The sequence below is a fragment of the Micromonospora sp. NPDC047707 genome, from assembly GCF_040704235.1.
GTDB lineage: Bacteria > Actinomycetota > Actinomycetes > Mycobacteriales > Micromonosporaceae > Micromonospora.
The window spans coordinates 91,982-112,298 of record NZ_JBEYSU010000017.1 but is presented as its reverse complement, the minus strand read 5'-3'; the positions used below and the strand labels follow the sequence as shown (position 1 = coordinate 112,298).

The 20,317-nt window shown below is 73.6% G+C and carries 21 protein-coding genes and 1 pseudogene; 12 read left to right on the top strand and 10 right to left on the bottom strand.

Annotated elements, in window-relative coordinates:
- The first annotated feature begins 92 nt into the window (after window positions 1-92).
- On the top strand, window positions 93-1,358 hold the full coding sequence (locus tag AB0873_RS19685; RefSeq protein WP_366601108.1) for an Ig-like domain-containing protein: 1,266 nt from the start codon (window positions 93-95) through the stop codon (window positions 1,356-1,358).
- 88 nt (window positions 1,359-1,446) lie between these two features.
- Here AB0873_RS19685 and AB0873_RS19680 read toward each other — a convergent pair whose 3' ends face one another.
- On the bottom strand, window positions 1,447-2,466 hold the full coding sequence (locus AB0873_RS19680; RefSeq protein WP_366601107.1) for an SMP-30/gluconolactonase/LRE family protein: 1,020 nt from the start codon (window positions 2,464-2,466) through the stop codon (window positions 1,447-1,449).
- A 202-nt stretch (window positions 2,467-2,668) separates the two neighbouring features.
- Here AB0873_RS19680 and AB0873_RS19675 point away from each other — a divergent pair, with 202 nt between their 5' ends.
- Window positions 2,669-3,031, top strand: coding sequence for an STAS domain-containing protein (locus AB0873_RS19675; RefSeq protein ID WP_366601106.1), 363 nt, complete (start codon window positions 2,669-2,671; stop codon window positions 3,029-3,031).
- A gap of 55 nt (window positions 3,032-3,086) precedes the next feature.
- Here AB0873_RS19675 and AB0873_RS19670 read toward each other — a convergent pair whose 3' ends face one another.
- The gene (locus tag AB0873_RS19670) at window positions 3,087-3,464 is read right to left on the bottom strand and encodes an FKBP-type peptidyl-prolyl cis-trans isomerase (protein WP_155332484.1); all 378 of its coding nucleotides are present in this window, start codon (window positions 3,462-3,464) and stop codon (window positions 3,087-3,089) included.
- Between the two features lie 210 nt (window positions 3,465-3,674).
- Complete coding sequence (locus AB0873_RS19665) at window positions 3,675-4,229, bottom strand: hypothetical protein (protein ID WP_366601105.1); 555 nt, start codon at window positions 4,227-4,229, stop codon at window positions 3,675-3,677.
- Between AB0873_RS19665 and AB0873_RS19660 the strand changes: the two genes are divergently transcribed.
- Both AB0873_RS19660 and AB0873_RS19655 read left to right on the top strand, forming a co-directional pair.
- Window positions 4,224-4,349, top strand: a complete 126-nt coding sequence (locus AB0873_RS19660; protein ID WP_366601104.1) for a hypothetical protein — start codon at window positions 4,224-4,226, stop codon at window positions 4,347-4,349. The genes AB0873_RS19665 and AB0873_RS19660 overlap by 6 nt on opposite strands.
- A gap of 178 nt (window positions 4,350-4,527) precedes the next feature.
- Window positions 4,528-5,493 carry a TerC family protein gene (locus AB0873_RS19655; protein WP_366601128.1) on the top strand — a complete coding sequence of 322 codons (966 nt, stop codon included), beginning with the start codon at window positions 4,528-4,530 and terminating at the stop codon, window positions 5,491-5,493.
- On the opposite strand, the gene AB0873_RS19650 is transcribed toward AB0873_RS19655, so the two are convergent.
- On the bottom strand, window positions 5,474-6,205 hold the full coding sequence (locus AB0873_RS19650) for a helical backbone metal receptor (protein WP_366601103.1): 732 nt from the start codon (window positions 6,203-6,205) through the stop codon (window positions 5,474-5,476). The genes AB0873_RS19655 and AB0873_RS19650 overlap by 20 nt on opposite strands.
- A gap of 89 nt (window positions 6,206-6,294) precedes the next feature.
- Here AB0873_RS19650 and AB0873_RS19645 point away from each other — a divergent pair, with 89 nt between their 5' ends.
- From AB0873_RS19645 to AB0873_RS19635, 3 genes are all read left to right on the top strand, one after another.
- Window positions 6,295-6,966, top strand: a complete 672-nt coding sequence (locus AB0873_RS19645; RefSeq protein ID WP_366601102.1) for a nitroreductase family protein — start codon at window positions 6,295-6,297, stop codon at window positions 6,964-6,966.
- A gap of 101 nt (window positions 6,967-7,067) precedes the next feature.
- Window positions 7,068-7,931: a hypothetical protein gene (locus tag AB0873_RS19640; RefSeq protein ID WP_366601101.1), complete on the top strand. Its 864-nt coding sequence runs from the start codon at window positions 7,068-7,070 to the stop codon at window positions 7,929-7,931.
- 273 nt (window positions 7,932-8,204) lie between these two features.
- Window positions 8,205-9,494, top strand: a complete 1,290-nt coding sequence (locus AB0873_RS19635) for a hypothetical protein (RefSeq protein WP_366601100.1) — start codon at window positions 8,205-8,207, stop codon at window positions 9,492-9,494.
- Between the two features lie 53 nt (window positions 9,495-9,547).
- Here AB0873_RS19635 and AB0873_RS19630 read toward each other — a convergent pair whose 3' ends face one another.
- From AB0873_RS19630 to AB0873_RS19615, 4 genes and pseudogenes are all read right to left on the bottom strand, one after another.
- Window positions 9,548-9,682, bottom strand: a complete 135-nt coding sequence (locus AB0873_RS19630) for a hypothetical protein (protein ID WP_366601099.1) — start codon at window positions 9,680-9,682, stop codon at window positions 9,548-9,550.
- A gap of 151 nt (window positions 9,683-9,833) precedes the next feature.
- Window positions 9,834-10,343, bottom strand: a pseudogene (locus tag AB0873_RS19625) (MFS transporter); the annotation flags it as partial.
- Between the two features lie 204 nt (window positions 10,344-10,547).
- Window positions 10,548-10,892, bottom strand: coding sequence for an Lsr2 family protein (locus AB0873_RS19620; protein ID WP_155332475.1), 345 nt, complete (start codon window positions 10,890-10,892; stop codon window positions 10,548-10,550).
- Window positions 10,893-11,042: 150 nt separating this feature from the next.
- Window positions 11,043-11,654, bottom strand: a complete 612-nt coding sequence (locus AB0873_RS19615) for a response regulator transcription factor (protein WP_366601127.1) — start codon at window positions 11,652-11,654, stop codon at window positions 11,043-11,045.
- Window positions 11,655-11,749: 95 nt separating this feature from the next.
- On the opposite strand from AB0873_RS19615, the gene AB0873_RS19610 reads away from it, so the two are divergent.
- From AB0873_RS19610 to lon, 5 genes are all read left to right on the top strand, one after another.
- Window positions 11,750-12,472 (top strand): HAMP domain-containing sensor histidine kinase, encoded by a 723-nt coding sequence (locus AB0873_RS19610; protein ID WP_366601098.1) that lies wholly within the window; start codon window positions 11,750-11,752, stop codon window positions 12,470-12,472.
- Window positions 12,473-12,556: 84 nt separating this feature from the next.
- The gene (locus tag AB0873_RS19605; RefSeq protein ID WP_366601097.1) at window positions 12,557-13,432 is read left to right on the top strand and encodes a manganese catalase family protein; all 876 of its coding nucleotides are present in this window, start codon (window positions 12,557-12,559) and stop codon (window positions 13,430-13,432) included.
- 69 nt (window positions 13,433-13,501) lie between these two features.
- A complete protein-coding gene (locus tag AB0873_RS19600; protein ID WP_366601096.1) occupies window positions 13,502-14,611 on the top strand; it encodes a putative manganese transporter in 1,110 nt (369 codons plus the stop codon).
- A gap of 87 nt (window positions 14,612-14,698) precedes the next feature.
- Window positions 14,699-14,944 carry a hypothetical protein gene (locus AB0873_RS19595; protein WP_366601095.1) on the top strand — a complete coding sequence of 82 codons (246 nt, stop codon included), beginning with the start codon at window positions 14,699-14,701 and terminating at the stop codon, window positions 14,942-14,944.
- A gap of 38 nt (window positions 14,945-14,982) precedes the next feature.
- Window positions 14,983-17,322 carry an endopeptidase La gene (gene lon / locus AB0873_RS19590; RefSeq protein ID WP_366601094.1) on the top strand — a complete coding sequence of 780 codons (2,340 nt, stop codon included), beginning with the start codon at window positions 14,983-14,985 and terminating at the stop codon, window positions 17,320-17,322.
- 163 nt (window positions 17,323-17,485) lie between these two features.
- On the opposite strand, the gene AB0873_RS19585 is transcribed toward lon, so the two are convergent.
- Both AB0873_RS19585 and AB0873_RS19580 read right to left on the bottom strand, forming a co-directional pair.
- Window positions 17,486-19,291, bottom strand: coding sequence for a DEAD/DEAH box helicase (locus tag AB0873_RS19585; RefSeq protein ID WP_366601093.1), 1,806 nt, complete (start codon window positions 19,289-19,291; stop codon window positions 17,486-17,488).
- A 134-nt stretch (window positions 19,292-19,425) separates the two neighbouring features.
- On the bottom strand, window positions 19,426-20,295 hold the full coding sequence (locus tag AB0873_RS19580) for a hypothetical protein (protein WP_366601092.1): 870 nt from the start codon (window positions 20,293-20,295) through the stop codon (window positions 19,426-19,428).
- Window positions 20,296-20,317 lie beyond the last annotated feature (22 nt).

Here is a 20,317-nt window from a genome sequence, read left to right as displayed (position 1 = left end):
AATGCGGCCGGAGATTCGCCGAAATTGCGTACGAAACTGTGTCCGACGGAGAGAATGTGGCAGAGGGAACGCAATAACGGGGGGACGCAACCATGGATTTCAGGCGGCGAATGACGCTGCTCGCGGTGACCGTCGCGGCCGCACCGTTGGCCCTGGGCGGATGCACCGCCGACCGCAAGCCCGGGGCGCGGCCGGGGGAGGGCCGGGGAGCCGGGCCGGAACTGGCGGTGACACCCGCGGAGGGGACCCGGAACGTGCCGATCAGCGCTGAGGTCGGCACGACCGTGAAGGGCGGCCGGGTCACCTCCGTGAAGATCGTGGACGACAAGGGCGGGCAGGTGGCGGCGGAGCCCCGGGAGGACGGCTCGGGCTGGGTGCCCAGCGCGCCGCTGAAGCCCAGCCGGACGTACACGGCCGAGGTGACCGCCACCGGTGACCGCGGCAGGACCACCACCCGGAAGACGACATTCACCACGATGCCGAAATCCACCAAGCAGGCGATAACCAGTACATTGTATTTCGCCGGTAATCGGACTTACGGAACGGCGATGCCGGTAACCGTCGCGTTCGACCCGCCCATTCCGAAAGAGGCCAGGGCGGCGGTGCAGCGCCGATTGTTCGTGAAGACCGACCCGCCGCAGCCGGGGGTGTGGTCCTGGGTGTCCGACGGCACCCAGGTGTACTACCGGGCGCCCGACTTCTGGCGGCCGGGGACCACGATCAGTTTCCGCGCCGGGCTCGAGGGCCTGCCGATCGGCAAGGAGCACGTGGGCGACGCCGACCGGAGGGCGACCTCGAAGATCGGCCGGCAGGTCTCCCTGGAGATCGACAACGCCACCAAGCAGATGTCCGTGCACCGCGACGGCAAACTCGTCCGCAAGATCCCGGTGAGCCTGGGCAAGCCGAGCACGCCCACCTCCAGCGGCAAGATGGTGATCATGGAGAAGCACCAGTTCACCACGTTCGACACCCGGGGCTCGGCCGACCCGTACGTGGTCGACGTCGAGGACGCGCAGCGCCTCACGTGGGGCGGCGAGTTCATCCACGGCGCCCCGTGGTCGGAGGGGGTCCAGGGGAGCGAGAACGTCTCCCACGGCTGCACCAACGTCTCCGCCACGGCGGCGGACTGGCTCATGAACATCACGCAGGTCGGCGACCTGGTGACGATCAAGGGCACCGAGGTGAAGCTGGACGAGGGCAACGGCTGGACCGCCTGGAACGTGAGCTGGGACAAGTACGTCAAGGGCAGCGCGCTGCCCGTGCCGGCCGGCCTGGCGCCGAGCCCCACGCAGGTGCCGCACCCCGGCGCGGTCGCCGGCGGCTCACCCGCGCCGGTGCCGTCCGTCCGCGGCGGCTGACCCGGGCAGTACGCGGGGACCGGTCCGGAAACGCGGGCCGGTCCCCGTGGCGTGGGAGCGCCGGGTCCGCCCGGTCCGCGGTGGACGCTCAGCCCAGCGGCACCCGGGCCACCCCGGCACCGGTGAGGCTGCCGAGCCAGAGGTGGTCGCCGTGCTGGCGGACACCGGTGACCATGTCGTACGTCCCGTTCGGACCGTGCAGGGTGCGCAGCACCTGACCGTCGCCGTCCACGAGGGCGACCAGGCCGTAGCGCAGCGGCTTCGGCTGCACCGCCGCCGGCAGGACGGCCACGAGCTGCCGCAGCCGAGGGTGCGGCAGCAGCCGCTCGACGACCGGCACGCGGGGGCTCGGCAGGGCGATCCAGTACGTCCCGTCGCCCACCGGGGAGACGTTGTCCGGGTACGCCGGCAGGTCCGCGAGCACCGTGACGACCCCGTCCGGCAGGTCGACCCGGACCAGCCGGTGGGTGGCCGTCTCCACCAGCATCAGTGCCGACTCGTCCGGGGTCAGCGCGATCCCGTTGGGGAAGTACAGCCCCGAGCAGACCACCTCGGTGCGCCCACTGCCCGGGTCGTACGCCAGCACCCGCCCGTTGGGGCGGTGCTCCAGCAGGTCGCGTTTCCAGTGCGAGACGGGGAACCGGCTGGACGAGTCGGTGAAGTAGACCGTGCCGTCCCGGCTGATCGCGGCGTTGTCGGCCAGGTGTGGCCGGGGGCCGGAGCCGCCCAGGTCACGGACCGCGCCGTCCCAGGTCACCCGCAGCAGCCCCCGGTAGGCGTCGCAGACCACGAGGCTGCCGTCGCGGGGGTCGACCTCCACGCCCAGCGGTCGGCCGCCGGTCTCGGCGAGAAGCCGCGGACGGGAGCCCGTCGGCGCGTCGACCGGCCACCACCAGATGCGGCCGTCCTCGGACCCGCTGACCACCCGCCCCGCCGGGTCGACGACGACGTCCTCGGGACCGGACGTGCCGTCGGGCAAGGGCAGCAGCTCGACGGCGTCGAGCCGGCGGTCGGCGGGCGCCCACGGCCCGTCGAGGGGCGGCGGGACCGTGGCGGGCTCGCGGACGGGTCGGATCAGCCACGGTGCGCGGGGGCGGGGGACGACCATCCGCTCATTCTGGCCCGCCGATCCGCCCGGCGTCGCCCCCGACGTACCGGCGCGGGCCGTCCACCGGTGTGGGTCGCCGCCATCGCTGCCGGGGTCGCCCGGAAGGGGGATCCCCGATACCGGCGGGTGCGACCCTGGTCGTACCCGGATCCCGTCCCGCGGCACGACGGAACTGTCGGTGGTCGGGGCTAGATTCGTGGCCATGGGACAGCGGGACGACCGGTTCCACGTCGAGGTCAGCGTGGGTGCCCGGGTGGTGGAGGTGCGCGCGACCGGCGAGATCGACGTCGCCACGGTCGGCGCGCTGCGGTCGGCGCTGTGGGCCGTGCCGGCCCGGTCGGTGCTCCGGCTCGACCTGTCCGGCGTCGGTGTTCTCTCCGCCGCCGGGGTGCGTGCCCTGGCCGCCGCCCACCTGCGGTTGCGGGCCGGTGGTGGCGAGCTGGTGCTGGTGCGGCCCGACCCGGTGGTCGCCCGGGTCCTGCGCGTGACCGGCCTGCACCGGGTGGTCCGCGTCATCGACGACGCTCCCGCGCCGGTGGCCGGCCGCACCTTGATCGCCGCCTGACGCAACCACTGACCGCCGCGATGCGGGCCCCGGTGGTGCCGGGGCCCGCATCGCGTCAGCGCACGCCGAGCAGGTCGACGACGAACACCAGCGTCTCGCCCGGCTTGATGACTCCGCCGGCGCCCCGGTCGCCGTAGCCGAGGTGCGGCGGGATGGTCAGGCGACGACGACCGCCGACCTTCATGCCGACGACACCCTGGTCCCAGCCGGCGATGACCCGTCCGCCCCCGAGGGGGAATTCGAACGGCTCGCCTCGGTTCCACGACGCGTCGAACTCCCGGCCGTCGGAGTGGGCGACGCCGACGTAGTGGACCCGCGCCACCTGCCCCGCACGCGCCTCGGGCCCGTCCCCGACGGTGATGTCCTCGACGACGAGGTCGGCCGGAGGCGCGCCCTCGATCGGGCCCACGTCGGGCTTGCCTGCCTGGTTCATCCGGAAGTCTCCTGCCGTGTCCGTCGTGATGTCCTTCGCCCCGTGATCCTGCCGGATCGCCACTCACCGATGTGCGCGCGGCCCCCGTTCACAACAGTTCCTGCCATGGACCGGCCCCTCGAAGGGCCGACAGCATCCGAGGTCTGGGCACCGCGAAGCGGGCCTCACCCGGAGGGTGAGGCCCGCCCCTGCGGCTGTGCGGAGATCAGGTCAGCGGAGCCAGGGGAACCGCTGGACGATGGGCAGCTTCTCCCAGGTGGCGCCGAGGCCGAGGGTCCGGCCGGGACCGATGAGGGTGAGGCCGACCAGGACGGCGGCGAGCGTCAGGTGTTCGTCCAGGAACGGGTTGGTCTGTGGGGGCAGGGCGACCGACCACATCATGACGTAGAGGGTGGCGCCGGTGGCGGCGGCGATGCGCATGCCGATGCCGAGGGTGAGGGCCAGGCCGATGCCGAGTAGGCCGAGCAGGAAGGCCCAGTTGGCGAAGGCGGTGCCGGCGAGGTCGTGGTAGATGCCGGCGAAGGGTCCTTCGGCGCCGCTCAGGAAGCCTTTGGTGGGGGCGTGATGAGGACATGGCAGGTGGGCGACGTGATGACCCGGGACGTCGCCACGGTGGGGGAGCAGACCCCGTACCGGGACATCGTCGAGCACCATCACCGCCGCGGCCCGGTTGATGGAGCACGAGTCGGTGAAGCGGCTGCCGGTGCTGGACGACCTGGCCGCCTGGTCGGCGTCGTGACCCGTGGTGACCTGCTGCGGGTGCACCTGCGGACCGACGCGGAGATCCGGGAGGACGTCGTGCGGGTGGTCAGCGCGATCGCGTACGACGTCGACGACACCGGCCTGGTCGCGCTGGAGGCGGGCCAGGTCACCCCGGTCGCCTGATGGGCACCGGGTTCGGCGGAGCGCCGCCGGAGGGCCGGCCGGCCGCCTAGGCTCGGGGCGATGACGTGGTCCGGTTTCCCCGCCGGTTGCCGGGCGGAACGGTCCCGCCCCGTGGCCGGCGCCGGGAGAGGGGCGTCACGGATGCGGGGGGCGCCGGGTGGACGAGGCGACGTTCGCCGTGCCGCTGTGGGGGTGGGCGGCGGTCGGCGCGGTCATCGCCGTCATGCTCGCCGTCGACGTGCTCTCCCACCGTGACAACCACATCATCGAGCTGCGCGAGGCGGTCATCTGGTCGGCGGTGTGGATCACCGCCGGTCTCGCGTTCGGCCTGGTGGTCCTGGTCTGGCTGGGCGGCGAGCCGGCGGTCGCCTACTACTCCGGCTATCTGCTGGAGAAGGCCCTGTCGGTCGACAACGTCTTCGTCTTCGCGCTGCTGTTCGGCTACTTCCGGGTCCCCGACGAGTTCCAGCACAAGGTGCTGTTCTGGGGCGTGGTCGGTGCCCTCGCGTTCCGGCTCGCCTTCATCTTCGCGGGCGCGGAGTTGCTGCACCGGCTGGCCTGGGCCGGGCTCGCCCTCGGAGCGTTCCTGGTCTGGACCGGCTGGCGGCTGGCCGTACGCGGCGAACCGGACGTCGATCCCGACCGCAACCCGGTCGTCCGGCTCTTCCGCCGGCTGGTGCCGACCGATCCGCGCTACCACGGCAGCCGGTTCACGGTCCGCGTCGACGGGCGCCGCAAGGCCACCGTGCTGCTGGTCGCCCTCGTCGCGATCGAGGGCACCGACGTGGTCTTCGCGGTCGACTCGGTGGCGGCGATCCTCGCCATCACCACCGACACGTTCCTGGTCTGGACGGCGACCGCCTTCGCGGTCCTCGGTCTGCGCAGCCTCTACTTCTGCCTGGCCGGCCTGCTGCGGCACTTCGAGTACCTGCGGTACGGGCTGGCGGTCGTGCTCGCCTTCGCCGGGGTGAAGCTGATCCTCGCCGAGACACCGGTGGGGGAGGTGCCGGTCTGGCTGACCCTGGCGGTGGTGGTGCTGGCACTGGCCACCTCGATCGCCTGGGGCCGGGTCGCCGCCTGGCCGGGACGCCGCCGGGCCCGCCGCCGGGCCCGCCGGAGACGGATCAGCCCGCGGGACGGGTGACCGGCGCGGCCAACTGGGCCGCCAGCAGGGCGGGAGCCTCGGCGAGCGACGGTCCGTACCAGGTCAGGTGCCGACCCGACACCAGGGCGCACGGCGTCCCGGGGAATGCGTCCGGCCCGTCGACGGCGGTGAACCGGTACGGCTCGTCGGGCAGCACCACCAGCTCCGGCGCCCGCCCGCGCAGCTCGTCCAGGCTCGGCCGGGGGTACCGCTCGGGGTGGTCGGCGTACCGGTTGGTCACGCCCAGCCGGCGCAGGACGTCACCGGCGAACGTGTCGCGACCCAGCACCACCCACGGCCGACGCCAGACCGGCACCACCGCCGGGCGCGGCGCCGCCTCGGCGGGCAGCGCCGCCCAGGCGCGGCGGGCCGCCAGCAGCCAGGTCGGCTCGGCCGCCGCGCCCAGCTCGGTCAGCAGTGCGCCCAGTTCGGTGAGCGCCTCGTCCACGGTCCGGGGGTAGGTGACCCGCACCGGCACGCCGGCCGCCGCCAGCGCGTCGGCGTCCTCGCGGCGGTTCTCCTCGACGTTGAGCAGGACCAGGTCGGGGCGCAGCGCGCGGACCCGGTCCAGGTCCGGGTACTTGCTGCCGCCGACCCGGGGGACGTCCAGCCCGGTCGGGTGGGTGCACCAGTCGGTCGCCCCGACCAGCAGCCCGGGCAGCGTCGACGCCACCGCCTCGGTCAGCGACGGCACCAGCGACACGACCCGCACCCGCACCCTCCCCGTTCCCGTACCGGCGGCCTCCGTCGATCATCCCGCGTCGGCTGGCCGGGACCGCCGGGGCCGCCGACAATGTCAGGATGCCCCCGAACCGCCCCGCCGGCCCGCCGGCGTCCCGGCCCGTGCCCGACTACGGCGTACCCCCGACGGATGCGCTGGCCCGGGTGCGGGCCTTCGCCGACGCGATGACCCGGCGCCGCACCGTCCGCGACTTCAGCGACCGGCCCATCCCGGCCGGCGTGCTCGACCAGGCGCTGCGGGCGGCGGCTTCGGCGCCGAGCGGCGCGAACCGGCAGCCGTGGCGGTTCGTCGTGGTCACCGACCCGGAGCTCAAGCGCCGGCTGCGGGTCGCCGCCGAGGCGGAGGAGCGGGTGTTCTACGAGCGGCGCGCGCCGGAGGAGTGGCTGTCGGCGCTGGCGCCGCTGGGGACGGACGCGAGCAAACCGTTCCTGGAGACCGCTCCGGCGGTGATCGTGGTCTTCGAGGTGCATCGGGGGCCCCGCAGCCCCCGCCCCTACTACGTGAAGGAGTCGGTGGGGATCGCGGTCGGCCTCCTGCTCGCCGCGTTGCACCAGGCCGGACTCGCCACCCTGACCCACACCCCGAGCCCGATGCGCTACCTCAACGAGCTGCTGGACCGGCCCACCGAGGAACGGGGCAACCTGATCATCCCGGTCGGTTACCCGGCCGACGACGCTACCGTGCCGGACATTTCCCGAAAGCCGCTGTCCGAGGTGGTCGTCTGGCGCTGAGCGGGGCACCCGGCCCACCCGACGCGCCGGCCGTGCTCGCACCCTAGACTCGGCCGGTCGCCGGCCGGGACGGCGACGGGACGGCGAATGGACGCGGGGCGATGACGAGCGGCGAGGGCGTGGACGGCGGCGGGCGGCGGGTGGTGCCCGGCGTCGGTGGTCCGGTGCTGACCCGGGACGGCCAGGTCGTGCACGGCCCACTCCGGCTGAGCGACCTGGTGCGCCGGCGCCCACCGGGGGTCACCGGCCACCAGTGGAGCACCGCCCTGCGCGAGACGTACGACCTCGTCGTCCGCGCCGCCGGCACTGGCCGGGTCATCGTCGCGGTCGAGATCGGGCCACCGCCGGCCGACGGGTCACCGGGCCAGCGCGTCGCCCGGATGAAGGACGCGGTCGCCGCCGCGGTCGGTCTGCCGGTGCTGCGGATCGGATCGTCGACCTTGCGGCCCGCCGACCACGGGCCCGGGATCGTGGCGTACGTCCTCGACGCCCACGCCTACACGAACCGGTGGGCGGGGGAGCCGGGTGTCACCGGGTTCCGGGACATCGCCGGTCGACTCCCCGACGGGCGGACCGGGTCGGTCAACGACCTCGGCGCGCTCACCCGCGCCGCGGCCGTCGAGGCGTACGTGGCGCGGCGGCTGTCCGACCCGATCGTGCGCGGTCTGCACGTGCGGTGGTCCGGTGGCCCGGCCGAGGGCTGGAGCTGGGTGGAGGTACGCCCCGGCGCGGTCCTGGTGGAGCGGGTCACGGTGGCGGAGCACCGGTTCACCTGCGGGGTCGACGCGGCGCGGCTCGCCGAGGACCTCGCCACCCTGGCGGTCGGTGAGCGGCTGCGCACGCTGGACGGTGCCGAGCCGCCCCTGACGTCGCGGGAGGAGCTGCGGGCCGGGATCCGTGGGCTGGCCGCGCGACGGGCCGAACTGGTCGACGGCTTCGCGTTCGACCACCTCTGCGTCGACTGATCGGCACCCCCCCCGCACGCCCTCTCGAAACCCGCGGGAAATTTACCTCGCCCCGGTTGAACCATCGCCGCGGCCGTTCCGTACTCATGCGGGAATGGACAGGATCTCCCCGACCGCGTCCCCCGACGTGGAAGACGGTGCGGAAAGGGCATCGTCGGTCATCGACGTGCCACCGGATACGGCCCGACGGTAGTCGTCGGGGCGTTCCACCTCAATTCCGTCGGTCCGCCGAGGTCTCGAATGAACTACCGGATCGAGAAGGAGAGCAATTCGATGCGCAGGTCCACACGGGCGCGCCGGCCATCCGGTAACGCGCGGAGCAAGCGGCTGATCGCCGTTGTCGGCACGCTCGCGGTCTTCGGCGGCATCGTCGCCGTGACCCAGATCTCGTCGGCGGGAGAGCGGCGGTCGAACAAGACCCGGCCCGCGTCCGCGCAGTGCGTGCAGCCGAGCCCGGGTGCGACCGCGCCGAGCGGAGCCGGCACCACGACGCGCACCTGGCAGAACGGACGGTGGGTGCGCAACCACTGGGGCGACGGCCAGCAGTCGGTCGAGGAGTGCCAGGAGACCCGGGACGGCCAGGCCCCCGGGAACAACGGCGGCTCCGCCGTGGCCTGTCCGGACGTGGCCGGCCGCCTGCCGCAGGTGCCCGAGCGGGCCCGCGCCGAGGTGGACCGCAACCTGGCCCAGTTGCAGGCCCAGATCACCGAGGCCGACCGGCGGCTCGCCGCCGAGGGAAGCCGCGGTGAGGCGTTCGTCCGCAACTCGATCCTGGCCCCGCTGGCCAGCAAGCGACGGGCGACGCTGGATCGCATCACGAACGCGATCGACCGGTTCGGTCCCCGCCCCCGCGGTCTGTCCCAGCTCGCCGAGTGCCAGGTCGCGCCGACCGGCAACACCAACGACGGAAACAACAACGGCGGCGACAACGACAACGACAATGACGGCGACAACAACGGCGGAAACGACAACGGGGGCAACAACAACGGCGGCGGTAACAACGCCCCGGGTGCCGGGCTCGGTGTGCTGGCGAACGACTGCGACGAGAGCCAGCTCCAGCCGCACGACGGTTTCCAGAACGGTAACCGGTGCGTGAGCACGGCCTTCGGTGAGGTCGCTGCCGCCGCGAACAACCCCTCGCTGCTGATCACGGACTTCCCGCAGGAGGTCCAGGCCGACGAGCCGTTCACCCTCCGGGTGAGCACCCGGAACCTGGTCCGGGACCGGTTCCTCGCCGCCGGCCAGGGCGGGTACTACGTGGAGAGTTCGCTGCTCAACGGCGACGGCCTGGTGCGCGGCCACTTCCACACCGCCTGCCGGATGCTGGAGAGCACCGACGAGGCCCCGGCGAACCCGGAGGACGTGCCGGCGTTCTTCGTCGCCACCGAGGACAGCCGGGGCGGCCGGGAGGCCGACGAGGTGACCATCCAGGTTCCGGGCATGCCGGAGTCCGGCACCGCGCAGTGCGCGGTCTGGGCCGGTGACGGTTCGCACCGGGTACCGATGATGGAGCGGGCCAACCAGACGCCCGCCTTCGACGTGGTGCGCATCGAGGTCAACTGACCGACCACGGTGGCGGGGCCGTCCGGGGGTACTGGGCGGCCCCGCCACCGTGCTCAGGCCGCGACCGGTGCCGGCGGAGCCGCCGTGGGCGCCGCGGCGGCCCGGAGCGCGGCGATCCGCCGCGTGCGGGACCGGGCCGCGAGCAGATTCGCGGCGGCCACCGCGAGCGCCAGGCCGAACAGGCCCAACCAGAGGGCGTCGACGGAGAACCGGTGGGCGACCAGGCCGCCCAGTGTCGGCCCGGCGAACGTGGCGAACGCGTGCCCGAGCGAGTAGACGCCCGGGAACGCGGAGACCGATCAACGCGGCGGTGCCCAGCAGCACGATGGCGTTGATCACGAACAGCAGCAGCGGGTCCACCCGGACCAGCAACCCGGCGACCGTCGCGGCGACCGAGAAGCCGATGTTGATGGCCAAGTAGTTCAGCGTCAGCGCCCGCAGCCGGTCCCGCTCACCGACGACGTCGATGATCGTGGCGGTGAAGGCGGGCCGGGCGACGCCGAGACACGCCCCGAGCAGCAGGGTCAGGGCGGCGATCGCGACCGGATGCCCGGCCAGGCCCAGCGGGAGCGCGGTGGCCGCGGCCGTGACGTTGCCGCCCAGCATCGCGGGCCGGCGCCCCCAACGGTCGGCGACGGGGCCGCCGATGACGCCCCCGGCCGCGCTGCCGGCCCCGTGCAACCCGATCACCATGCCGGCGTACGCGGGGCTGAAGTCCCGCACCGAGACGAGGTAGACGCCGAGGTAGATGGCGACGAAGCTGCCCAGCCGGTTGATCAGCGTGGCCGTCCACAGGTGCCAGAAGGTCCGGGGGAGTCCGCCCGCCGTCTGCGTCCACCAGTGCCTCATCCGCCGCCCCCGTCCGCTCGTCCCCGTAATGGCTGATCGGCTTTGCGATCATTACAGCCCAGGAGTGCGACAGGACGGCGGCCGCCGGCCGGCGCGGGTGGCGCCGGTCACGGTCCCGGCCGGAGGGAATGGTGCGGGCCGCAAATGCCGGCGGGGCCGTGCCGTTTTCGGCACGACCCCGCGCGCGGGCCGGCCCGCTCCGGCTCAGCGGTTCTTGTAGGCCTCGACGACCTCCACCGGGATGCGGCCCCGCTCGGAAATCTTGTAGCCGTTCTTGACGGCCCATTCCCGGATCGCGCGGTTCTGCTCGCGGTCCATTCCGGCGCCGGATCCGGCTCCCCGTCGGGGTGCCCGCGACGTTTCCACGCCGCCGCGACCGATCCGCCGGCCGGCGCTGATGTACGGGTCCAGCGCCTTACGCAGGACGCCCGCGTTCTCGTCGGACACGTCGATCGTGTACGCCACGCCGTCCAAGCTGAACTCGACGGTCCGATCGGCCTTTCCGCCGTCGAGATCGTCAGTCAGAACCGTGATTACTTTTCTGGCCATCGCCGATTACTCCCTGTGTGGGGACGGGGTGTGGTCAAAGTTTGACGTATCGCGTGGCATAACCGCAAGAAAACGCGTCCTCCTCATTTCGGCGGGTCGGGTAATCCCGCGCCGAAATCGGCGTGCCACCGGTTGGAAAGTGCCGTGCGGTCAGTCCCCGAGCAGGCCGGCGTGGCCGGCCAGGGCGGCAGCCTCGGCCCGGCTGGAGACCCGCAGTTTGCGCAGCAGCGCGGCGGTCATCCGCTTGACGGTGCGCTCGGAGACGTGCAGCCGGTCGGCGATGTCGACCGTGCCGTTCCCACCGGCGATCGCGCGCAACAGGACCTTCTCGTCGTCGTCCAGGTCCACCGGCGGGACCCGGGCCGGACGGAGCAGTCCCCGGAGCAGAACCGCGGGGAGCACCGCCCAGCCGTCGAGGACGGCCAGCAGCGGAGGCAGCAGTTCCTCGGGCTCGGCGCTCTTCGGCAGGAAAGCCTCGGCACCGGCCCGCAGCGCGTCGAGCGCGGGCTCCGGCTCCGTCGCGCCGGACATGGCCACCACCCGGACCCGCGGGCTGGTCCGGCGGATGGCGGCCACCGCCCGGACCCCGCCCGGCGGCGGCATGTACAGGTCGACCAGCACGAGGTCCGGCAGGCAGCGGCTGACCAGCGACGCCGCCGCGGCCGCGTCGTTGGTGGACCCCACCACGGCCGCCCGCCCGCGCGTCGTCGCCGGCAGCAGCAGTTCCAGCCCGCGTACGAACAGCGGATGGTCGTCGACGATCGCGAGCCGAAGGGAGGGGGCGGCGGGCCTGCCTGATCCCTTCCCGAGCGGGTACCGATCATGCGGGTGTGCACCGAACGAGGGGAGTCGGGTGGATGCGTGCGTGGCAGGGGCTTGTCCGGGGATTCCGTCGGTCCGGTCCGGCCCGCGCCGGCGCCCCGATGGCCGACGCCGACTCCGCGCTGGTGCTGCGGGTGCTCTGCCACGAGTTCCGTACCCCGGTCTGCACGCTCACCTCGGTGACCCGGGCGCTGGCGGACGAGCGGCACCCGCTCTCCGGTGACGACCGGCGCGCCCTCAGCGAACTCGCCCGAGACCAGGCCGTACACCTTCAGAACCTGCTCCGGGACGCGGTCGTCGGCACCGGCGTCCGCGCGGCGGCGCCGCCCGACCCGACCACCGTGCCGTTGGGGAGGATCCTGCACGAGGTGGCCCTCCTGGTGCCCGGGGACCGGCGGCGAACCGGGGCGACGGTGCGGGCCGGGGCCTGCCCGGTCCCCGAACGGCGGACCCGACAGGTGCTGGTGAACCTCGTGGAGAACGCGCTGCGGCACGGCCCGGCGGGCGGGCAGGTCGGCGTCCATGCCGCGTTGGGCCGCAGCGGCCTCCGCATCCTCGTCACCGACGAGGGACGGCTGGAACCGGCGCTCGTCAAGGCGGTCCGTCGACCGGCCCCCGGCGCCGGGACGTCCGGCCTCGGGCTGTGGATCGTGCGGCAGCTCGTCACGACCGACGGCGGCCGGATGCGCGTACACGGGCTGCGGCCACGGGGTGTGGCCGTGGAGGTTCTGCTCCCCGGCGTGGCTGCGGCGGGTTGACCCGGCCGGGCCGCCGGTTGGCACCGGCGGGCCAGCGCCGCGGGAAGTGTCCTCGGTACAGCGCATCCCGACCGAGGAGGACAGATGTTCAGTCACATCAAGGACCTGCAGTTCGAGGCGAAGCCGGACGGCCCGGACGCCGCCTTCGCCCGGCGGCTGCAGGAGATCCTGGGCGGCAAGTGGGGCGAGATGACCGTCGCCAACCAGTACCTCTACCAGGGATGGAACTGCCGTCTCCCCGGCAAGTACAAGGACCTGCTGCTCGACGTGGGCACCGAGGAGATGGGCCACGTCGAGATGATCGCCACGATGATCACCAGGCTGCTGGAGAACGCCCCGCTGTCGTTGCAGGAGGCCGCCGACGACAACCCGATGGTGGGCGCGATCTACGGCGGCTCCAACCCGGCGCACTTCATCCACGGCGGCGGCGGCGCCCTGCCGACGGACAGCAACGGGGTGCCCTGGAACGCCGCGTTCATCACGGCCAGCGGCAACCTGATGGCCGACTTCCAGCTCAACGTGACCGCCGAGGCGCAGGGCCGGCTGCAGGTCTCCCGGCTGTTCAACATGACCGACGACCCGGGCGTCAAGCAGATGCTGCGCTTCCTGCTCGCCCGCGACACCATGCACCAGAACATGTGGATGGCCGCCATCGAACAGCTCAAGGAGGACGGCCTCGAGGAGATGCCGGTGCCGGACGCGTTCCCCGACTCGAAGGAGTTCACCGAGCAGTTCAGCTACACGTACCTGGACTTCTCGCCGAGCCCCGACGGCTCCGCCGCCGAGGGGCGCTGGGCGGCCGGTCCCGCGCCGGACGGCAAGGGCGAGTTCCGGTACGACCACAGCCCCCGGGCGCACGCGCCCGAGCCGGTGCTGCCTCCTGGCGACCCGCGCCTGTACGGCACCAACCCGGGAATGGCCGGGAAGGTCGTCAACAAGGTCAAGAGCAAGCTCACCTGACCACGCCCCGCCGGGCCGTCCGTGAACGGCGGGCGGCCCGGCGGTGCCCGTACCGCACGGAGGTGTGCTGTGACCGACCTCGTCCTGCGTCCGCTCGCCGACGCGTTCATGCAGGTGGGCGTCTACGTCGCCGTGATGGTGGCGCTGTTCGGCTGGCTCCGCTGGCGCTACGGCGACCGGGTCACCGACGGCCTGACCCGGCGACGCAAGCTCGGCCCGCTGGTGGGCGCGCTGCTCGGGGTGAGCCCCGGCTGCGGCGGCGCGATCATCCTGATGCCGCTCTACGCGCGGCGCAAGGTGTCGTTCGGGACGGCGGTCGCCGCCCTGGCGGCCACGATGGGAGACTCGTCCTGGGTGGTGCTCGCCTGGAACCCGGTGTTCGCCGTCAAGCTGCACGGCCTGCTCTTCGCGGTCGGCCTGGTCACCGGGTACGTCGTCGACGCGCTCGGCATCGATCCGGCCCGGTCCCTGCGCCGGGCGCCCGCCCCGGTGGTGGCCGCGCCGGCCGGGCTCGCCGCCGCCGGTGGACCCGACCTGGCCGGCGCCCGGCGACTGCTCGGCGGGCTGCTGCCCCGGGTGCCCGCGTCCACCGCGTTCTGGGGGCTGACCACACCGGCGTTCGCCGTGTCGGTGCCGGTGGTCTTCCAGATGGTCGACGCCGAGTCACTCACCCGGACACTCGGGGGCGTCGACCCGTACCTGGCGCTCGGCGTGCTGGGAACGCTGGTGGCGGTGCTGATCTTCGCCGCCGGTCGGGGCCGGCTCGCCGACGACACGCTGGAGACGGCGCAGCCGCGCTCGGCCGGTGCCACCCTGCGGCACAGCGCCCACGAGGCGTCCTTCATCACCGTGTGGGTGGCCGTCGCGTACCTGGCGTGGGAGGTGGTCACCCGTACCACCGGGTTCGACGGCTCGCAGCTGGCCCTGACCGGTCTGGTCGGCGTGCTGGTCGGCGCGGCCATCGGCCTCATACCCGGGTGCGCGGTGCAGATCGTCTTCACCGGCCTCTACGTCAGCGGCGGCCTGCCGCTGCCGACCCTGGTCGCCAACGCGATCAGCCAGGACGGCGACGCCCTGATCCCACTCGCCGCGCTCCGCCGGCACTCCGCCGCGCTGGCCACCGTGATCACCACGATCCCGGCCGCCGCCGTGGGCGCCGCCCTGCTCGTCCTGCTCTGACGCCCGCCCGCCGTGTCCGCCCGGACGCCGCCGTGTCCGCCCGGACGCCGCCGTGTCCGTCCGGACGCCTACCTGAAGGAGGAACGCATGTCCGTCCCGCGTGCCCGACGCAAGCTCGTGTCCTTCGCGGCCCTGGCCGTCGTCGCCCTGCTGGCGGGACTGCCCGGCCCGACGGTCGCCGCCCTGGTCCTGACCACCGTGGCGATCCCGCTCGCGGTGGCCGTCGGCGGCGGAGGCGGGCCCGTGCGGGAACTGCTGGCACTCCGCCGGCCCGTCCGGGTTCGGCGTGGCCTGGGTCACACCGCGGAACAAGGGGAACGATTTGTTACTTGAGTTGAACACGCTCAACTCAACGCGATAGCAGGTGTTCGATGGCAACTCTTCCGGTCCTTCCCCTGACCGACGCCGTGCTGCTGCCCGGCATGGTCATCCCGGTGACCCTCGACCCGACCACTCAGGCCGCCGTCGACGCGGCCCGCGCCACCGGCGACCACCGGCTCCTCGCCGTGCCCCGCATCGACGGCGAGTACGGTCCCGTCGGCGTCGTCGCCACGATCGAGAAGGTCGGCCGGCTGCCCAGCGGCGAACCGGCCGCCGTCGTCCGCGGCCTCACCCGCGCCCGCATCGGCTCGGGCGTCCCCGGACCCGGCGCCGCACTCTGGGTCGAGGCGGCCGAACTCACCGAGCCGGCGCCCGCCGGCCGCGCCCGGGAACTCGCCCGCGAGTACCGGGCCCTGATGACCTCGGTGCTCCAACAGCGCGGAGCCTGGCAGGTCATCGACGCGATCGAGCGGATGACCGACCTCTCCGAGCTGGCCGACTCGGCCGGCTACGTCACCTGGCTCAGCCTCGCCCAGAAGACCGAACTGCTCGCCGCGCCGGACGTCACCGCCCGGCTCGAACTGCTGGTCGGCTGGGTGAAGGACCACCTGGCCGAGCAGGAGGTCACCGAGCAGATCAACACCGACGTGCGGGAGGGGCTCGAGAAGTCCCAGCGCGAGTTCCTGCTCCGCCAGCAGCTCGCCGCGATCCGCAAGGAACTCGGCGAGGACGAGCCGGACGGCTCCGCCGACTACCGGGCCCGCGTCGAGGCCGCCGACCTGCCGGAGAAGGTCCGCGAGGCGGCGCTCCGGGAGGTCGGCAAGCTGGAGCGGGCCAGCGACGCCTCACCGGAGGCCGGCTGGATCCGTACCTGGCTCGACACCGTCCTCGAGATGCCGTGGAACACGCGTACCGCCGACAACACCGACCTGGCGGCGGCCCGGGCGGTGCTCGACGCCGACCACGCCGGCCTGGCCGACGTGAAGGACCGCATCCTGGAGTACCTCGCGGTGCGCAACCGGCGCGCGGAGCGCAACCTCGGCGTGGTCGGCGGCCGCGGCTCCGGCGCCGTGCTGGCCCTCGCCGGCCCGCCCGGCGTCGGCAAGACCAGCCTCGGCGAGTCCGTCGCCCGGGCGCTCGGCCGGAACTTCGTCCGGGTCTCCCTCGGCGGTGTGCGCGACGAGGCGGAGATCCGCGGCCACCGGCGCACCTACGTCGGCGCGCTGCCCGGCCGGATCGTCCGGGCGCTGCGCGAGGCCGGCTCGATGAACCCGGTCGTGCTCCTCGACGAGGTGGACAAGCTGGCCGTCGGCTACGCCGGCGACCCGGCCGCCGCCCTGCTGGAGGTCCTCGACCCGGCGCAGAACCACACCTTCCGGGACCACTACCTGGAGGTCGACCTCGACCTGTCCGACGTGCTCTTCCTGGCCACCGCCAACGTGGTGGAGACCATCCCCGGCCCGCTGCTGGACCGGATGGAGCTGGTCACCCTGGATGGCTACACCGAGGACGAGAAGGTGGCCATCGCCCGGGACCACCTGCTGCCCCGGCAGCGGGAACGGGCCGGACTCACCGCCGACGACGTGACCGTCGCCGACGAGGCCCTGGCCCGGATCGCCGGCGAGTACACCCGGGAGGCCGGCGTCCGGCAGCTCGAACGCGCCCTCGCGAAGATCCTGCGCAAGGTGGCGGTCGCGCTGGCGACCGACCCCACGCCGGTACGCGTGGACACCGGCAACCTGGCCCGCTACCTGGGCCGGCCGAAGCACACCCCGGAGTCGGCGGAGCGTACGGCGGTGCCCGGCGTCGCCACCGGCCTGGCGGTCACCGGCGCCGGCGGCGACGTGCTCTTCATCGAGGCCACCAGCATGGAGGGCGAGCCGGGGCTGACCCTGACCGGCCAGCTCGGCGACGTGATGAAGGAATCCGCGCACATCGCCCTGTCGTACCTGCGGTCGAACGGGCGGCGGCTCGGGCTGGACCCGAACGCCCTCGCCGGACGGCGGATCCACCTGCACGTCCCGGCGGGAGCCGTGCCGAAGGACGGCCCGAGCGCCGGCATCACCATGGTCACCGCCCTCGCGTCCCTGGCGAGCGGCCGGCCGGTCCGCCCCGAGTTCGGGATGACCGGCGAGGTGACCCTCTCCGGCCGGGTCCTGCCCATTGGTGGCGTCAAGCAGAAGCTGCTCGCCGCCCACCGGGCCGGCCTGACCGAGGTGATCATCCCGAAGCGCAACGAGCCGGACCTCGACGACCTGCCGACCGAGGTACGCGAGGCGCTGACCGTCCACACCCTCGCCGACGTCGCCGACGTGCTCGCCCTGGCGCTGCGCCCGGCCGACCTCGACACGGAGGCACTGGACGGCTCGCCGGCCCTCACCACCGCCTGAGGTGTAAGGAAGGGCCCCCTGTTAACGCCTGGCGTTGTACAGGGGGCCCTTCTCAACAGCGTGGTTCCGGCGCCGCCCTCGATGCCGGTCGGCAACGTGCGGCGGTGTTAACAAGGGACCCTTTCGCTACCGCAGGCGTTGCGAAGGGGCCCTTCCTTACCGCTCAGCGGCGCTGCCAGCCGCGGTCGCGGCGGCCGTCGAAGCGGCGGTCACCGTCGGAGCGGCGGTCACTGTCGGAGCGGCGGTCGTCGCCGTCGGTGTCGCGGTCGCGGTCGCGGCGTACGGTGGCCTTGCGGCCCTTGATCGTGCTACCGCGCAGCCCGGCGATCACCTCGTCGGCCATCCCGACCGGCACCTCCACCAGCGAGAACCGGTCGGCGATCTCGATCGACCCGATGTCCCGCCCGCTCACCCCGGTCTCACCGGTGATCGCGCCCACCAGGTCCTGCGGCCGGACGCCGGCGCGCCGGCCCAGCCCGACGAAGACCTGCGTCGTGCCGGCGCCGCGGGGCCGGCCGCCGCCGCGCCGGTCGCCGCGGCCCTCGTACCCGGGCCGGCCCTCCCGCGCCGGGCGGACCGCGACCTGCGGGATCTCCTCCTCCTCGTCCGCGGTGCCCGGCAACGTGGCCTCGTGCGCCAGGCGCACCGCGGCGAGCGCCACCTCCATCAGGTCGAACTCGTCACTGAGCGACTCGACGATGGCACGGAACGGTTCGAGGTCGTCCTCCAGCAGGCTCTCCCGCAGCGCCGCCTGGGTGAGCTCCAGGCGGCGGGTCCGCAGGTCCGCCACCGTGGGGATCTTGTCGACGGTGATCCGCTGACCGGTGACCCGTTCGATGGTCTTGAGCATCCGGTGCTCGCGGGGCTCGGCGAGGGTGATCGCCACCCCCTCCCGCCCGGCGCGGCCCACCCGGCCGATGCGGTGCACGTACGACTCGGGCGCCGACGGCACGTCGTAGTTGACGACGTGGCTGAGCTGCTCCACGTCCAGGCCCCGGGCCGCCACGTCGGTGGCGACGAGCAGGTCGGCGGTGCCGGCGCGCAGGCGGCCCATCACCCGGTCACGCTGCTCCTGGCTCATTCCGCCGTGCAGCGCCTCGGCCCGGTACCCGCGGCCGTTCATGGTCTCGGTGAGCCGGTCGACCTCCTCGCGGCTGCGGCAGAACACGATCGCCGCGGTGGGCGACTCCACGTCCAGGACCCGGCCCAGGGCCGCCGGCTTGTGCCCCCGCGCGACGATGTACGCGCTCTGCCGCACCCGCGGGGCCTCACCGGCCACCGGCTGCTCGCGGGCGATGAGGATGCGCACCGGGTCGCTCAGGTGCTGGCGGGCCAGCCCGTCGATGCGCGACGGCATGGTCGCCGAGAACAGCACGGTCTGCCGCTCGGCCGGGGCGTGCTCCAGGATCGCCTCGATGTCCTCGGCGAAGCCCATGTCCAGCATCTCGTCGGCCTCGTCCAGCACCACGGTGGCGAGCCCGGCGAGGTTGAGGGTGCCCCGGGCGATGTGATCCAGGGCCCGGCCGGGGGTGGCCACCACGACGTCCACCCCGGCGTCCAGGGCGCGAAGCTGCCGGCCGATCGGTTGGCCGCCGTAGATCGGCAGGGTCCGGGTGCCGAGGTCCTTGCCGTACCGGTGGAAGGCCTCGGAGACCTGGACCGCCAACTCCCGGGTGGGCACCAGCACCAACGCCACCGGATTCCCGCCCGGCCGGTCGTCCGGCATCCGCTGCAGCAGCGGCAACGCGAACGCGGCCGTCTTGCCCGTACCCGTCGCGGCCTGACCGAGCAGGTCCCGGCCGGCCAACAGAGGAGGGATCGCCTCCCGCTGGATCGGCGTCGGCTCCTCGTAGCCGAGCGTCGAGAGCGCGGCCAGCAGTTCGTCGCGCAGGCCCAGGTCGGCGAAGGCGGTCGCGTCGTCGGTGGGCGATTCGGTGGGTGCGTCGTGCCGTACAGGTGCGGAACTCATGCCGCAAGCCTTCCATCACCGCCGCGCGTCCGCTCCGGCGACCGGCACAACACGCCGCCCGGGCATCCGCGGCCCCGTGCCGCGGATGCCCGATCACGTCGCCGACCGGGTGCCGCACGCGCCCCGGTCGTTCCTCACGGCGTGGCGAGGATCATCAGGCTCACCGTGACACCGACGACGGCGTCGAGGACGCCACAAAACTCGGCGTACCCGCGGGGCACGACCTCGTTCCGCCGGTGGTGGACCGCGTCCCACGCCGCGTGGGCCAGCCACCCGGCGGCCACCAGCCAGAGGGCGGCGTCCCCGCCGAGGGCCACCGCGGCCAGGGCCAGCGCCGTCCACCCGGCCAGGCCCGCCAGTTGTACGGCGAGCACCCGGCGGTCGCCGAGCCGGCCACGGTACGCCCCGATCAGCAGGTAGCCACCGGGCAGGACGAGCAGGGCCAACGGGTGGGGCGCCAGCGGCGAGAACCAGTTGCCGAAGGTCATCAGCAGGGCGAGTCCGGTGGGCCAGCGGTGGGCCAGCGCGCGGACCCGCGGGTGCTGGCGCGGGGTGGGGCGGGAGGCGTGGTGCCGGGCGTACTCGTCGCGGCGCCGAAGCATCGCCACCAGCATCGCCGGCAGCATCAGCAGATGACCGCCCATGAGCAGGGCGTCACCGTCGATCAGCCCGGCCCGGAACGGCACGAGCAACAGCAGCACCGGCACGTACATGGCGGCGGTCATCTCGCCGATCGCCGGCCCGGAGTGCCCGCGGTACCACATCCACACCGCCATGCCGACGCTCATGTCGGTGGCCATGAGCAGCGCTCCGACGCCGGGTGACGCCGGCGCCAGCCCGAACGCGCCGGCCAACGCGCCGCGTGCCGGACCGAGCAGCAGCATCCCGGCCAGCATGGCCAGCGCCATCTCCAACAGGTGCCGGGCCAGGGGCCGGAGTCCGGCGCGCCGCGCCCGACCGTCCTCGTGGTGGGGGGTCGTCGTGGTGGAGGTCAGCTCTGTCATGGGATCGAGCCTTCCGGCGGCG